This window comes from Streptomyces sp. BV286, from assembly GCF_019090165.1.
Classification (GTDB): Bacteria; Actinomycetota; Actinomycetes; order Streptomycetales; family Streptomycetaceae; genus Streptomyces.
In genome coordinates this window covers 86,269-101,109 of the sequence record NZ_JAHRIB010000204.1, presented here as the reverse complement: position 1 = coordinate 101,109, position 14,841 = coordinate 86,269, and the positions used below count along the sequence as shown (strand labels likewise).

Genomic DNA, 14,841 nt, shown 5'->3' with positions numbered 1-14,841 from the left:
CGAAACGATTGTTTCCGTTTTCGCCGGGCATGTGAAGCACGAGGCGGGCCATGGTCGACGGAGCGTCACGCGGAGCGGTCAACTCCCGCTTCCGGACAGAAGTTCGGTGGCGTGCCGATCCACGCAAGTGGCCCGAATGGAGTACTGTTGCGAGCCCTGGGTCCGGACACTCGCCAGGGCGTCCGGGGCCTTCCAGGACCGCCGGGAGGGGGCTCGTTGCACAGGGTGATGAGGTTCGTCACTTAGCGTTGCGAATAGGTAACCGTGCCATAACGGCGATCCAGGGCCCACGCCCGACACGCCGGGCAACTCGGCAAGGTTGTGGCAGGCTGCACCCGGGCAGGCCACACTCGACTAGCGGAAGCAGCGACGCACGTGACGTCGGCAGGCACCACCCGGGAGGTCCCCATGCCCGAACTGCGTGTCGTGGCCGTCTCCAACGACGGCACACGGCTGGTGCTGAAGGCTGCGGACAGCACGGAGTACACGCTTCCGATTGACGAGCGTCTACGCGCCGCCGTACGCGGCGACCGTCCCCGCCTCGGCCAGATCGAGATCGAGGTGGAGAGCCATCTCCGCCCCCGAGACATCCAGGCGCGTATACGTGCCGGAGCATCCGCCGAAGAGGTGGCCCAGCTCGCCGGCATCCCCGTCGACCGTGTGCGCCGCTTCGAGGGACCCGTACTCGCCGAGCGTGCCTTCATGGCGGAGCGGGCCCGTAAGACCCCGGTCCGCCGCCCCGGAGAAACGACCGGTCCCCAGCTCGGTGAGGCGGTGCAGGAACGTCTCCTGATGCGCGGCGCCGACAAGGAGACCGTCCAGTGGGACTCCTGGCGCCGGGACGACGGCACCTGGGAGGTCCTGCTGGTCTACCGGGTGGCGAGCGAGCCGCACGCGGCGAGCTGGACGTACGACCCGCCCCGGCGGCTCGTCCAGGCCGTCGACGACGAGGCGCGCTCGCTGATCGGTGAGTCCGAGGACCTCGCCGCTGCCGAGCCGAGCTTCCCGTTCGTTCCGCGCATCGCCCGCCTGCCGCGCGATCGCCCGCTGGACCGTGCCCTGGACCGGCAGATCGAGCGACCGAGCCTGCCCTCGCCGTCGCCCGAGCCCGACCTGGACGAGAGCACCGGCGAGCGCGAGCGCGACTCGCTCACCAGTCTCCTGGAGGCGGTTCCCAGCTTCCGCGGCGACATGGTGGTGCCCGAGCGTCCCTCGACCGCTCCCGCCGCCTCGACCACCTCCACCACGGAGCGCCCCGCCGAGACGGAGGAACCACTCGACGCCGAGCCCGAGGTGGAGGAGCCCCCGGCTCCCGCCGCCTCGGCCGGATCCGCCTACGCCGACGTGCTCATGCCGCGTTCGGTGGCCAGCCACCGCGAACGCCTGGTCGGTGCCACCGACCGGCAGGCGGAGGCGGACGGGGTCCGTCCCGGACGCAGAGCGGCCGTGCCGAGCTGGGACGAGATCGTTTTCGGGACCCGCCGGAAGAAGCAGGACTGAGGACATGCCGCAAAGGGCTCGCACCATCTCGGTGCGAGCCCTTTGTGCTGCCGTCCGCAGTTCGCCGCCCCGCGCCGCCGTGCCCGTCTGGCGGCGGCCGGCCGCTGCCGGGGAGCTACTGCGGGTCGGGCCCCGTCGCCACCGGGCGCGCTTCGTCCCGGGACCACTCCGACCAGGAGCCCGCGTACAGCGCGGCGGGGATGCCCGCGACCGCCAGAGCGAGCACCTCGTGCGCGCCGGAGACACCGGAACCGCAGTAGACACCCACCGCGGAAGTGCCGTCGGCGCCCAGGGACTTGAAGCGGTCGGCGAGTTCGCCCGCCGTCAGGAAGCAGCCGGATTCGGCCACATTCCCGGTGGTCGGCGCCGAGACCGCGCCGGGGATGTGTCCGCCGACACGGTCGATCGGCTCGACGTCGCCGCGGTAGCGCTCGGCAGCCCGGGCGTCGAGGAGGACACCGCTGCGGGCCAGCCCCGCGGCGCCGTCGGCGTCCAGCAGGGGCAGCGCCCCGGGAGCCGGTACGAAGGTGCCGGCGGCCGGGGCCGGGTGGCCGCCCTCGACCGGACCGCTCCAGGCGGCGAGGCCGCCGTCAAGGACGCGCACCGACGGGTGACCCGTCCAGCGCAACAGCCACCAGGCCCGCGCGGCGGCCCAGCCGAGGCCACCGTCGTACACCACGACATCACGGTCCTCGGACACCCCGGCCGCGCGCATGACCTCTCCGAAGGCCTTCGGATCCGGCAGCGGATGCCGGCCTCCCGCGCCGGCGGGAGCGGCGAGTTCGGTGTCGAGGTCCACGTAGACCGCCCCCGGAATGTGCGCCTCCTCGTAGGCGTGGCGCAGGTTCGGGCCGCCGAGCTGCCAGCGGACGTCCAGCACGACCGGGGGGTTGGGGCCCGCCAGGTCACCGGCGAGCCGGGATGCGGAGATGATGTCGTTCATGGTCACCATCCTCGCGTACGGAGTGGCCACATCGCCCGGGTCCGGCTACTCTGCTCGGCCGGACAGGACCGACCACACGGCGTGCAGGACCGGACACACGCTGTACGGGCCGGCAGGCATGGCCGGGCCGTCGCGGGGAAGCGGATGGGCAACGGGTTTTCGGGCATTCTCCCGCCATGGGCCGTTCGACCGGGGCGCGGCATGCCCCGGGTGGTGCGACCATCGGCATCGGGCACTCGAGTCCGCGGCGACGGCACGCCCGGTTCGGAAGCGGAAGCGAAGCGGCCCCACGAGGCGCCGAGGAGAGGGTGACGATGACCGAGGCACGGGGGTCGGCCGGCCTGAACGGCACTGCGTACGCGCCCGGCACACCCTGCTGGGTGAGTCTGATGGTGCACGGGATGGCCGCGACCCAGGAGTTCTACGGGGAACTGTTCGGCTGGGAGTTCCAGCCCGGTCCACAGCAGCTGGGCGCCTATGTGCGGGCGCAGCTTGACGGGCAGGAGGTGGCGGGTATCGGCCAGCTTCCGCCGGACCGTCATCTGCCCGTCGCGTGGACGCCCTACCTCGCCTCGGACGACGTGGACCTGACGGCGGAGACGGTCCGGCACTGCGGTGGCACGGTCGGCGTCGGTCCGCTGGTCGCCGACGACGCCGGTCGTCTGGCGATCGCCTCGGACCCCTCCGGGGCCGTGTTCGGCGTCTGGCAGGCGGCGGCCCACCTCGGTACGGGGATCACCGGCGTTCCCGGGACACCCACGTGGAACGAGCTCATCACCCGTGACTCCGCGGGCGTCGCCAAGTTCTACGAGACGGTCTTCGGCTTCGAGGAGGAGCCCGTCGTCTCCGCCGACTTCGACTACCTCACCCTCCACATCGAGGGCCGCCCGGTGGCCGGGATCCACGGCGTCGGCAACGCCCTTCCCCGCGACCGCGGGGCCCACTGGATGACGTACTTCGAGGTCACCGACGTGGACTCGGCCGTGCTCCAGGTCCTCGACCTGGGCGGTCATGTGCTCCGGCCGGCCCACGAGGCCTCGCACGGTCGCGTCGCCACGGTGGCGGATCCCGAGGGCGCGGTGTTCTCCGTGGTACGCACGGGTCACTGAACCGGCCGGGGCGAACGGGCCGCACCGCGACACCACGGCACACGCATGCCGCTCGGCCGGGCGCTCACACGTCAGCGCCGCGCCACCGCGTCCACCGGGAGCACGTCCGGGGACAGTGCGCCCGCCCGGGCGCTGGCCGCGGTCATCCGGCGGCTGTGGTGACGACGGCACAGCACCTCGTAGCCGATGTCCTCCGGCTGGTTGACGTCTCCGACGACGACCTGGGCGCCCTCGACGACCATCTGACCGCCTATGGTGCGGGCGTTGTGGGTGGCGCGGGCGCCGCACCAGCAGAGCGCCTCGACCTGGAGGACCTCGACCCGGTCGGCCAGTTCGACGAGGCGCTGGGAGCCCGGGAAGAGCTTGGAGCGGAAGTCTGTGGTGATGCCGAAGGCGAAGACGTCGATGTCCAGGTCGTCCACCACCCGGGCGAGCTGGTCGATCTGTACGGGGGCGAGGAACTGCGCCTCGTCGGCGATGACGTAGTCCGCACGGCCGCCCTGCGAGAGGTGGTCGACGAGGTACGCGTACACGTCCTGGTCGTCCTCGACCTCCACCGCGTCCGTGACCAGGCCGAGGCGGGACGACAGCTTGCCCTCGCCCGCCCGGTCGTCCCGCGTGAAGATCATGCCCTGCAGACCGCGCGCCGAGCGGTTGTGCTCGATCTGCAGAGCCAGCGTCGACTTCCCGCAGTCCATGGTTCCGGAGAAGAACACCAGCTCGGGCATGGGAGGTTGAGCACCTTTCGGCAAGAGTGACGGGCGGGCTGGGAGGGGTCAGGAACGTACTTCGAGGAGCGGGACGTGTTGTTCCGCCGGAGTCATCGAGCCGTGGTTGCCGACCATCACCGACTCCTTCGGCTCCCGCTCGGACGCGACGATCAGCACGTCGTCACGGGCGGCCGCGACCACGTCGCCGATCCGCTCGTACACCCGCTCGTCGATCCGCGGTCCGAACCATCCCGCCGCGATCGCCTCGTCGCGGGAGGCCACCCAGAACTGCTCGCCGAGCACCTCGCGCCAGCAGGTCAGGACGTCCGACTCGGCGCCCGGGACCGCGTAGACGTGCCGGGCCCGGCCCTCTCCGCCGAGGAGGGCGACTCCCGCGCGCAGCTCCCAGTCCTCGTCGAAGTCGATGCGGTGCTGCTCACCGAAGGGGATGTCGATCATGCCGTGGTCGGCCGTGACGTACAGGGCCGTACGCGGCGGCAGTTGCTCGGCCAGGCGCTGGACCAGGCGGTCCACGTACATGAGCTGTCCGCGCCAGGGGTCGGAGTCGACGCCGAAGCCGTGGCCCTTGCCGTCCACCTCCGCGTAGTACGTGTAGACCAACGAGCGGTCCCCGGCGGCCAGTTGCTCGGCCGCCAGGTCCATACGGTCCTCGCCGGTCAGCCGCCCGTGGAACGTCCCGCCGCTGAGGGCGATCTTGGTCAGCGGGGTGTTCTGGAAGTGCGGGGCCGTCACCTGGGCCGTGTGCACGCCCGCCGCGTCCGCCAGCTGGAAGACCGTGGGGTAGGGCTGCCATGTGCGGGGCTGCGTCCACGGATTCCAGCGGAGCTGGTTCATCAGCTCGCCGGTCTCCGGGTTGCGGGCGGTGTAGCCGGGCAGTCCGTGGGCGCCCGGCGGCAGCCCGGTGCCGACCGAGGCCAGCGAGGTCGCGGTGGTCGCGGGATAGCCCGCCGTGATCGGCCGGCCGGTGCCGCCACGCGAGCTGCCCAGCAGGGAGCTCATGAAGGGGGCCTCGTCCGGGTGCGCCTTCAGCTGCTCCCAGCCGAGCCCGTCGATCAAAAAGACGCAGTTCCGGTCGGCCGGGCTCAGCTCCGCGAGCGAGGCGGTCATGTCCGGTACGTCCATGCCCGCGGCCAGCGTGGGCAGCAGGTCGGCGAGCGAACCGGCCCCGTACTCGGGCGCGGGCGCGGAGCCGACGGTGAGTGGTTCCGGGTGGTCCCAGACTTGCTGGGACATCAGCGGGTGACGTCCGCGGTCGCCTCGGAGAGCGCCTGCGCGAAGGCCAGCGTCTGCCGCACGGCGTCCGGACCGTCACCCGCCTCGCTGACGCGCAGGCTCAGGTCGTCGGCCGTCGAGCTGCCCGTGTAACCGTGGTCCGCCTCGCAGTTGGGGTCGCCGCAGGCCGCGGGCTCCAGGTCGATGCGGGCGACCGCGCCCCAGCCGATGGTGAGGACGACCTCGCGCGGCAGCGTCCCCACGACGTACTTCTCCGGATTCGCCACGACGCGGCTGAGCACGACCGACGAGATCCGGCCGAGCTTCACGGACTCGGTGGACGTGGTCGCGTACGGCGTCGGCGACGTGCTGTCCGCCGCCTGCTCGTCCGTGTGGCTCACGATGAAACGGTTACCCGTGAGGACGAGCACCGTGACGTGCCGACGCACCTCGTTGGCGTCGAACGTCGTCTCCTGATGGACCAGATACGACCGGATGGGCTCGCCGCCCACAGCGGCCTCCACCGCCTCGGCCACGAGGGCCGGGTAGTAGCCGCTGCGCTCGATCGCCGCTCGCAGCCCCTGGGTCGTCGTACTGGTCTTGGCCATGACGTCCATCCTACGGGGGCGCACTGACTGCGTGGCACCGCTCAGTACACAGGAAGGGTCCGTGGACCGAGGTCGTCACGGGCCGGCGGCGGCGCGAGCCGCACGGAGGCGCCGAGCACGCTCAGCCCGCGCGGGGCGACGACGACGGGCTCCAGGGACACGGAAACCACCTCCGGGTGGTCGTCCACAAGGCGTGACAGGCGCAACAGCAGCTCCTCCAGTGCCGCGACGTCCGCGGGGGCCGAGCCCCGCCAGCCGAAGAGGAGCGGTGCGGTCCGGATGGATCGGACCAGGGAGGCCGCGTCGCGGTCGGTGACCGGAATCAGCCGGTGCGCGGTGTCCCCGAGCAGTTCCGACGCCGCTCCGGCGAGCCCGAAGGAGAGCACCGCTCCGGCCGCCGGGTCGATGACCGCGCGTACGACCGTGTCGACACCGCGCGGCGCCATCCCCTGCACCACCGGGCGCAGCTCCTCGGGCTTCCCGAAGAGGCTGGTCAACTCCGCGTACGCCCGCCGCAGTTGCTCCTCGTCCGCCAAATCCAGTCGTACGCCGCCCAGGTCGGCGCGGTGCCGCAGGTGCGGGGCGGTGGTCTTCAGCGCCACGGGGTAGCCGAGGCGCTCCGCCGCGGCCACCGCTTCTCCGGGCGTGGGCGCGGACAGGGCGCGCCGCACATCGATGCCGTACCGGCCGAGCAGCGCGCAGGTGTCCTCGGGGCCGAGTGTGAGCCCGGCCTCCCCCACCGCGGGCTCCGCCGCGGCTCCTTCGCCACCGCCGCCGAGGAGCCGGTCGATCTGTTCGGCCGCGCCCTTCTCGTCGATGTCCTCGTACTCGGGCACGCGCCCGGGATCGGTGGTCTCGCGCCGCCACTGGCCGTACTTCACGGCTTCCGCGAGGGCGCGGACGGCCCGCTCGGCAGCCGGGTAGGCGGGGATGAGACGGGATTCCGCTTCGGGGGCCACCTCGTCGGGCGTCCGTCGCTCGCCCTGTGCGGACGGGCGCTCCGGGGAGCGGAACGGGTGGGGGCCGCCCCCTGCGTCCGGTCCCGTCCCGGCCGGCTGTTCGCCCGACCGGCCGGCCGGCTGAACGGCTGACTGGACGGTCGGCTGATCGCCTGAGTGCTCTCCAGGCTGTGGAGCGGTGCTGGCGGCTGCGGACAAGGCCTCCGCCAGGCCGCCGAGTTCCACGTGCACCACGAGCACCGGCTTGGCCGGAGCCGCCGCCGAGGCGGAACGCAGGGCCTCCGCCAGGGTGGCGTCGGCTGTCGAGGCCTCCCCCACGGCCGGGATCGCGGTGACCACCACGGCGTCACAGGCGTCGTCGGCCAGCGCGTGCGACAGCGCGGCGTGGAAGTCCTCCGCGGAGGCGGCCGTGGTCAGGTCGGCCGGGGGCAGCGGGCGCAGCCCTTCGGCCAGACAGGCGTCGTACGTGAGCAGCCCGAGCGATTCGGAGTTTCCGAGGATCGCCACGCGCGGCCCCGCGGGGAGCGGCTGGCGGGCGAGCAGCAGCCCCGCGTCGACCAGTTCCGTGATCGTGTCCACCCGGATGACGCCGGCCTGCCGCAGCAGGGCGGACACCGTCGCGTGGGGCAGGCGCGTCGCCCGTACGGCATGCCCCTGGGGCGCTGCTCCTCCGTGGCGCGCGCCCTGCACGACGACCAGGGGCTTCGCCGCCGCCGTGCGTCGCGCGAGCCGGGTGAACTTCCGCGGGTTCCCGATCGATTCGAGGTACATGAGCGCGACATCGGTGTCCGGGTCCTCGTACCAGTACTGAAGGACGTCGTTGCCGGACACGTCGGCGCGGTTGCCCGAGGACACGAAGGTGGACACGCCCGTCACGCCGGTGACCCCGCCGCCGCGCCGGTGCAGACGGGACAGCAGCGCGATCCCGATGGCGCCGGACTGGGCGAACAGCCCGATGCGTCCGGTGCGCGGCATCTCGGGCGCGAGCGAGGCGTTGAGCCGTACCCGGGGGGAGGTGTTGATGACGCCGAAGGCGTTCGGTCCGATGATGCGCATCCCGTACGTACGCGCCTCGCGCACGAGTTCGCGCTGGCGCTCCCTGCCTTCGGGGCCGCTCTCGGCGTACCCCGCGGAGACCACGACGAGCCCCTGCACGCCGTGTTCACCGCACTCGGCGACGACCGCGGGAACGCGCTCGGCCGGAACGGCGACGACGGCGAGGTCGACGGGCTCGGGAATGTCACGCACGGAGCGGTACGCCGGGACGCCGTCGAGCTCCTTCTCCTGAAGCGCCCCGTTCACCGCGTACAGGCGCCCGGTGAACCCCGCCTCGCGGAGGTTGTCCAGGACGCTGCGACCCACTCCCCCGGGCGCGCGGCCCGCGCCGATGACGGCGACCGAGCCGGGCGCGAGGAGCCGGGCGACGGAGCGTCCCTCCGCTCGCTGTTCCCGCGCGCGCTGCACCGCGAGGGAGCGGTCGGTGGGCTCCAGGTCGAACTCCAGGCGTACGACGCCGTCCTCGAAGCTGCGCTTCTGCTGGTACCCGGCGTCCGTGAACACCTTGATCATCTTGCTGTTGGCGGGCAGCACCTCGGCGGCGAAACGGCGGATGCCGCGCTCACGGGCGACGGCCGCGACATGCTCCAGCAAAGCGGACGCCACACCGCGGCCCTGGTGGGCGTCCTGGACGAGGAAGGCGACCTCCGCCTCGTCCGCGGGGGCGGACGCGGGCAGGCCGTCGGCGTTGATGCGGTCGTAGCGTACGGTGGCGATGAACTCGCCGCCGACGGTGGCCGCGAGTCCCACCCGGTCCACAAAGTCGTGGTGGGTGAAGCGGTGGACGTCCTTGGCGGACAGGCGCGGGTACGGCGCGAAGAAGCGGTAGTACTTCGACTCGGCGGACACCTGCTCGTAGAAGCTGACGAGGCGGTCGGCGTCGTCAGCCGCGATGGGCCGGATGCGCGCGGTGCCGCCGTCGCGCAGGACGACGTCGGCCTCCCAGTGAGCGGGGTACTCGTGCCGGTCCGACGAGGTCTGCATGGGGCCCAGAGTACGGCTCGGGTCCGACAACGGCGGGCTCGCGTCCCCGGGATTCCCAGGGTCCTCGCCCCGCGCGGGCGGGCTCGCGTCCGGGCAGGGCACCGGGCAGTCTTGGGCATCGGAGCCGCTCGGGCCAAGGACCGGGACCACGCCGGGCCGGGGCCGAACCGGGCCGGGCTCCCGGTCGCTTCAAGCAGGCTCCACCGTATGAAACAATGGTCTAGACAACCGTGAGACACCTGAAGGGCAGCATCACATGGCTGAGCGCCGCGTCAACGTCGGTTGGGCCGAGGGCCTTCACGCCCGTCCCGCCTCCATCTTCGTCCGGGCGGCCACGGCCTCCGGCGTCCCCGTGACGATCGCCAAGGCGGACGGCAACCCCGTCAACGCCGCCTCCATGCTCGCGGTCCTCGGCCTGGGCGCCCAGGGCGGCGAGGAGATCGTCCTCGCGTCCGACGCCGAGGGCGCGGACGCCGCGCTCGACCGCCTGGCGAAGCTGGTCGCCGAGGGTCTCGACGAGCTCCCCGAGACGGTCTGACCCCACGCGTCACGTGCGGCGGAGCCGCGTCCCCCCACCCCGGGCGACGCGGCTCCGCCGTTTCCGCACCACGATCCGGCCCCGGCCCGTGCGGAGACGACCGGCCCCCGGCTGCGCACGACGTCCGGCCCTGAACCTGCCGTCGGTATTCGTCACAGATCTGCCCGTCGGCGCTATTCGCAGGCCGGCCGGGACTCGATTTCCGTGCATGCGGAAATCCCGCGCTCGGCAATTCCGGGCACGCGGGGAAAACGGGCATCAGAAATACGCCTCTGCCGGATATCCCTCTTTGTATACGGTGCCACTGTTAATGCCGCAGGCCCGCCGTGTTTACGGGATGTTGCGAAGTTCTCACACGCTCGACGCGGTCCCGGCCCGGAAAGCGCAGCCGGTGCGCGGTCGTCGCCCGCTCGGTGTGCAGCGCCGTGACCGCCCGGGCGCGGTCGCTGTCCCCCCGGGCCACGGCGTCCACGATGGCCCCGTGCTCGGTCCAGGACTCGGCGGGATGCGCGGGCGCCTCGACCGCGTACATCCAGGCGATCTTGTGCCGCAGCTGGGCGAGCGTCGAGGTCAGCTGCGGGCTGCCCGAGGCCTGCGCGAGCGTCTCGTGGAACCAGCCCCCCAGCGAGCGCAGATCCTCGCTGTTGCCCCTCCTGGCCCGTTCCTGGCCCAGTCTGACCAGGCCACGCAGCACCTTGAGGTGCGCCTCCGTGCGGCGCTGCGCGGCACGGGCGGCACCCAGCGGCTCCAGCAGCATGCGCATCTCCAGGAGGTCCGCGGCCTCCTGCTCCGTGGGCTCCGCCACGCACGCGCCCGCGTGTCTGCGGGTGACCACGAAGCCCTCCGCCTCCAGCGTGCGCAGCGCCTCACGCACGGGGACCCGCGAGACGCCGTAACGACGCGCGAGAAGTTCTTCGGTGAGCCGGCTGCCGCGCTCGTAGACACCCGCGACGATGTCGTCACGAATCGCCGTGCATACCGAGCGCGCGGGAATACGCATGACCGGACCTCCGCCTTAATCCCCGCGAAACGCGGTCGATCGACGCTTGTTCGGTGACTCTATTGCAGTGAGCGGGAAATTCCGATGGCAGCCCGGAATCCATGGCTATTTTTTGGACACATCGCGTCTCTGAACAGGCAGTCGTCCGGTGCGAAAGAGACCAGGAACGGTCGGGAAGAAGCCCGGAAGGCCGCGGAGCACGCGAAGGCCCCGGCTCGGTGAGCCGGGGCCTTCGACGGAGGTGCGCCGACGCGTCGTGCCGTCAGACGTTCACGCCGTGCGAGCGGAGGTATCCGACCGGGTCCATGTCGGACCCGTACTCCGCGGTCGCGCGCGCCTCGAAGTGCAGGTGCGCTCCGGTGACGTTGCCGGTCGCCCCGGAGAGGGCTATCTGCTGTCCCGGAGTGACCGTCTGGCCGACGGAGACGCCGATGGACGAGAGGTGCCCGTACTGGGTGAAGGTGCCGTCGGTCATCTTGATGACGACCTGGTTGCCGTACGCGCCGCCCCAGCCGGCCTCCACCACGGTGCCGGAGCCGACCGCGTGCACGGCGGTGCCGCTGGCGGCGTGGAAGTCGATGCCGGTGTGGCTGCCGGAGGACCAGACGGCGCCGCCGGCCTTGTAGGCGGTCGAGACGTACGAGCCGGTGATCGGCGAGACGTACGCGTTCAGGCGCTTGCGCTCGGCCTCACGGGCGGCACGGGCCTTGACCTCGCGCTCCTTCTTGGCCTTCGCCGCGGCCTCCTCGGCGCGCTTCTTCGCGTCGGCCTCGGCCTTCTCGCGGGCGGCGGCCTCGTCGGCGGCCTGCTGCTGGGCGGCGGCCTGCGCGTCGATCTCCTCGGCGACCGAGTCGCCGATGGTGACGGCCTTGGTGAGGCCGGTCTGCTCGACCGCGCTCTCGGCGGCGAGCGCCGGGACGGCCAGAGTGCCTACGACACCGGTGGTGGCGAGTGCGGCGACGCCCACCGTCCTGCGGGTCGCGCGCTTCATGCTGCTGGGACGACGGTGCTTCCCGGTGGCGCGGGTGAACGCCATGAAGTGGCTGGTCCTTTCCTTCCTTCTCGCCTACCGGGTTAGCTGACGGGTTCGGAGCAGGAAGGTCTCCTACGGACCCCCTTCGGGAAGGGCGTCCGATTCACCCCAGGGACTACATATGGGTCCCCGGCTCCCCTGGCTCGCGCCGTACGGGGACTCGGCGATGACTGTCCGGTGCCGCGGGCGCGGCGCACTGCCTGACGAACAGCCGGACTGAAGCTAAACGTCGCCACTTTCAATAGACAAACGGATCACGGGTTTTGTAGCGCATGCCACAGGGCAGACAGGCAACCTCTCTACCAATACGGACAAACCGTGGGCGACTCGGCGCAAGAAGAGGCCCGGGCGACTCCTGAGTCACCCGGGCCCCGGCCGGCCGCCGGTCCTTGCTGCGGCTGCCGGTCCCTACTCCGCTGTCACGACGCTGACTTCACCGATTCCGAGGGCCCTGACGGGCTCCTCGATCTGCGCGGCGTCTCCGACGAGGACGGTCACCAGACGGTCCACCGGGAAGGCGTTCACCGCGGCCGCCGTGGCCTCCACGGTGCCCGTCGCGGCGAGCTGCTGGTAGAGCGTCGCCTGGAAGTCGTCCGGCAGGTGCTGCTCGACCTGGTCGGCGAGCGTGCCCGCGACGGCACCCGCGGTCTCGTACTTCAGGGGCGCCACACCCACCAGGTTCTGCACGGCGACGTCGCGCTCGGCGTCCGTCAGTCCTTCGGCGGCGAGGGTGCGCAGCACCTTCCACAGGTCGTCGAGCGCCGGGCCGGTGTTCGGGGTGTCCACGGAGCCGCTGATGGCGAGCATCGAGATGCCTGTCCCGTCCGGGGCGGAGCGCAGCACCTGGCCGAACGCCCGCACACCGTAGGTGTATCCCTTCTCCTCGCGCAGGACGCGGTCCAGGCGGGAGGTGAGGGTGCCACCGAGGCAGTACGTGCCGAGCACCTGGGCGGGCCACACCCGGTCGTGCCGGTCGGCGCCGACGCGGCCGATCAGCAACTGCGTCTGGACGGCCCCGGGGCGGTCGACGATGATCACCCGGCCGGTGTCGTCGGCGGTCACCGGCGGTACGGGGCGCGCATCGGCCTGTGCTCCGGTCCAGGCACCGAGCGTGTCCGCGAGCAGCGCGTCGAGGTCGACACCGGTGAGGTCACCGACGACGACCGCGGTGGCCGTGGCGGGACGTACGTGCTTCTCGTAGAAGGCGCGCACGGCCGCGGAGTCGATCGCGGTGACCGTCTCCTCGCTGCCCTGGCGGGGTCGCGACATGCGCGAGGTCGCCGGGAAGAGCTGCCGGGAGAGCTCCTTGGCGGCCCTGCGGGCCGGGTTGGCGGTCTCGTGCGGGATCTCGTCGAGCCGGTTGCGCACCAGCCGCTCGATCTCGCCGTCGTCGAACGCGGGCGCCCTGAGCGCGTCGGCGAGGAGGCCGAGCGCCTTGGGCAGCCGGGAGACGGGGACTTCGAGGCTGAGCCGCACGCCCGGGTGGTCGGCGTGGGCGTCGAGCGTGGCGCCGCAGCGCTCCAGCTCGGCGGCGAACTCCTCGGCGGAGTGCTTGTCGGTGCCCTCCGAGAAGGCCCTCGCCATGATCGTGGCGATGCCGTCCAGGCCCTTGGGCTCGGCCTCCAGAGGGGCCGCCAGGAGGATCTCGACGGCGACGACCTGCTGGCCGGGGCGGTGACAGCGCAGCACCGTCAGGCCGTTGCCGAGCGCGCCGCGCTCGGGTGCCGGGAAGGCCCAGGGCCTGGCCTCGCCGGCCTGCGGCTGCGGGTGGAAGTCCATCGTGGCGAGCTCGGTCACTTGGCCGCCTCCTCGTCGGTGTCTTCAGCGGCGGCGTCGGTGCCGTCGGCGGCCTCGGCCTCTTCGGGGGCGACCGGCTCGTAGACCAGCACCGCGCGGTTGTCGGGGCGCAGGCGGGCCTTGGCGACCTCCCGGACCTCGTCGGCGGTGACGTCCAGGACGCGCTGGACGGCGGTCAGGGCGAGCTGGGGGTCACCGAACAGGACCGCGTACCGGCACAGTTCGTCGGCGCGGCCCGCGACCGTACCGAGACGGTCCAGCCACTCGCGCTCCAACTGGGCCTGGGCGCGCTCCATCTCCTCGGCCGTGGGGCCCTCCTCGGCGAACCGGGCGAGCTCCTCGTCGACCGCGGACTCGATCACCGGGACCTCGACATCGCCCGACGTCTTCACGTCGAGCCACCCCAGGGAGGGCGCTCCGGCGAGGCGCAGCAGGCCGAACCCGGCCGCCACGGCGGTGCGGTCACGGCGTACGAGCCGGTTGTAGAGCCGGGACGACTCGCCGCCGCCGAGGACGGTCAGGGCCAGGTCGGCCGCGTCGCACGCGCGCGTGCCGTCCTCCGGCAGCCGGTAGGCGGCCATCAGCGCGCGGGCCGGGACCTCCTCCTCGACGACCTCGCGCAGCTGCTCACCGATGTTCTCCGGCAGCGAGCCGTCGCGCGGGGCGGGCTTGCCGTCGTGGCCGGCGATGGAGCCGAAGTACTTCTCGACCCAGGCGAGCGTCTGCTCGGGGTCGATGTCGCCGACGACCGACAACACGGCGTTGTTGGGTGCGTAGTAGGTGCGGAAAAAGGCGCGCGCGTCCTCAAGCGTGGCCGCGTCCAGGTCGGCCATCGACCCGATCGGGGTGTGGTGGTAAGGGTGGCCCTCCGGGTAGGCGAGGGCGGTCAGCTTCTCGAAAGCGGTGCCGTAGGGGACGTTGTCGTAGCGCTGACGGCGTTCGTTCTTGACGACGTCCCGCTGGTTCTCCATCGACTCCTCGTCGAGCGCGGCGAGCAGCGAGCCCATCCGGTCGGCCTCCAGCCAGAGGGCGAGCTCCAGCTGGTGCGTCGGCATGGTCTCGAAGTAGTTGGTCCGCTCGAAACTGGTCGTCCCGTTGAGCGAACCGCCGGCGCCCTGCACCAGTTCGAAGTGGCCGTTGCCCTTGACCTGGCCGGACCCCTGGAACATCAGGTGCTCGAAGAGGTGGGCGAGCCCGGTGCGGCCCTTGACCTCGTGACGCGAGCCGACGTCGTACCAGAGGCACACCGCCGCGACCGGGGTCAGGTGGTCCTCGGAGAGCACCACACGCAGGCCGTTGGCCAGGCGGTGCTCGGTCGCTGTCAGGCCGCCGGAGCCGGCCTCAGCTGTGGCCGTGTGACCCATGGGCATG

Annotated in this window: 12 protein-coding genes and 1 riboswitch; of the genes, 3 read left to right on the top strand and 9 right to left on the bottom strand. The window is 72.1% G+C overall.

The window, feature by feature from the left end:
* The first annotated feature begins 408 nt into the window (after nt 1-408).
* Nucleotides 409-1,500 carry a septation protein SepH gene (sepH, locus tag KUF83_RS38180; RefSeq protein ID WP_217459642.1) on the top strand — a complete coding sequence of 364 codons (1,092 nt, stop codon included), beginning with the start codon at nt 409-411 and terminating at the stop codon, nt 1,498-1,500.
* A gap of 115 nt (nt 1,501-1,615) precedes the next feature.
* Here sepH and KUF83_RS38175 read toward each other — a convergent pair whose 3' ends face one another.
* Entirely contained in the window at nt 1,616-2,443 is an 828-nt protein-coding gene (locus KUF83_RS38175; RefSeq protein ID WP_217459641.1) for a sulfurtransferase, read from the bottom strand.
* Nucleotides 2,444-2,757: 314 nt separating this feature from the next.
* On the opposite strand from KUF83_RS38175, the gene KUF83_RS38170 reads away from it, so the two are divergent.
* Nucleotides 2,758-3,552 (top strand): VOC family protein, encoded by a 795-nt coding sequence (locus KUF83_RS38170; RefSeq protein ID WP_217459640.1) that lies wholly within the window; start codon nt 2,758-2,760, stop codon nt 3,550-3,552.
* Between the two features lie 71 nt (nt 3,553-3,623).
* On the opposite strand, the gene KUF83_RS38165 is transcribed toward KUF83_RS38170, so the two are convergent.
* Genes KUF83_RS38165 through KUF83_RS38150 form a run of 4 tightly spaced genes read right to left on the bottom strand, consistent with a single transcriptional unit; the run spans nt 3,624 to nt 9,102 of the window.
* On the bottom strand, nt 3,624-4,280 hold the full coding sequence (locus KUF83_RS38165) for a thymidine kinase (RefSeq protein WP_217459639.1): 657 nt from the start codon (nt 4,278-4,280) through the stop codon (nt 3,624-3,626).
* A 48-nt stretch (nt 4,281-4,328) separates the two neighbouring features.
* On the bottom strand, nt 4,329-5,516 hold the full coding sequence (locus KUF83_RS38160; protein WP_217459638.1) for an alkaline phosphatase family protein: 1,188 nt from the start codon (nt 5,514-5,516) through the stop codon (nt 4,329-4,331).
* On the bottom strand, nt 5,516-6,103 hold the full coding sequence (locus KUF83_RS38155; protein WP_217459637.1) for a DUF5998 family protein: 588 nt from the start codon (nt 6,101-6,103) through the stop codon (nt 5,516-5,518). Before KUF83_RS38155 ends, KUF83_RS38160 begins: the two co-directional genes overlap by 1 nt.
* A gap of 41 nt (nt 6,104-6,144) precedes the next feature.
* On the bottom strand, nt 6,145-9,102 hold the full coding sequence (locus KUF83_RS38150; protein ID WP_217459636.1) for a bifunctional GNAT family N-acetyltransferase/acetate--CoA ligase family protein: 2,958 nt from the start codon (nt 9,100-9,102) through the stop codon (nt 6,145-6,147).
* Between the two features lie 256 nt (nt 9,103-9,358).
* On the opposite strand from KUF83_RS38150, the gene KUF83_RS38145 reads away from it, so the two are divergent.
* Entirely contained in the window at nt 9,359-9,640 is a 282-nt protein-coding gene (locus KUF83_RS38145; protein WP_121406547.1) for an HPr family phosphocarrier protein, read from the top strand.
* Nucleotides 9,641-9,947: 307 nt separating this feature from the next.
* On the opposite strand, the gene KUF83_RS38140 is transcribed toward KUF83_RS38145, so the two are convergent.
* From KUF83_RS38140 to KUF83_RS38125, 4 genes are all read right to left on the bottom strand, one after another.
* A complete protein-coding gene (locus KUF83_RS38140; RefSeq protein WP_217459635.1) occupies nt 9,948-10,640 on the bottom strand; it encodes a GntR family transcriptional regulator in 693 nt (230 codons plus the stop codon).
* Between the two features lie 262 nt (nt 10,641-10,902).
* Nucleotides 10,903-11,676: a M23 family metallopeptidase gene (locus KUF83_RS38135; protein ID WP_217459634.1), complete on the bottom strand. Its 774-nt coding sequence runs from the start codon at nt 11,674-11,676 to the stop codon at nt 10,903-10,905.
* A gap of 12 nt (nt 11,677-11,688) precedes the next feature.
* A riboswitch (cyclic di-AMP (ydaO/yuaA leader) is annotated at nt 11,689-11,849 on the bottom strand.
* Between the two features lie 232 nt (nt 11,850-12,081).
* On the bottom strand, nt 12,082-13,470 hold the full coding sequence (locus KUF83_RS38130; protein ID WP_217459633.1) for a pitrilysin family protein: 1,389 nt from the start codon (nt 13,468-13,470) through the stop codon (nt 12,082-12,084).
* Nucleotides 13,467-14,840: a M16 family metallopeptidase gene (locus tag KUF83_RS38125; protein ID WP_374106240.1), complete on the bottom strand. Its 1,374-nt coding sequence runs from the start codon at nt 14,838-14,840 to the stop codon at nt 13,467-13,469. Before KUF83_RS38125 ends, KUF83_RS38130 begins: the two co-directional genes overlap by 4 nt.
* Nucleotide 14,841: the final 1 nt, after the last annotated feature.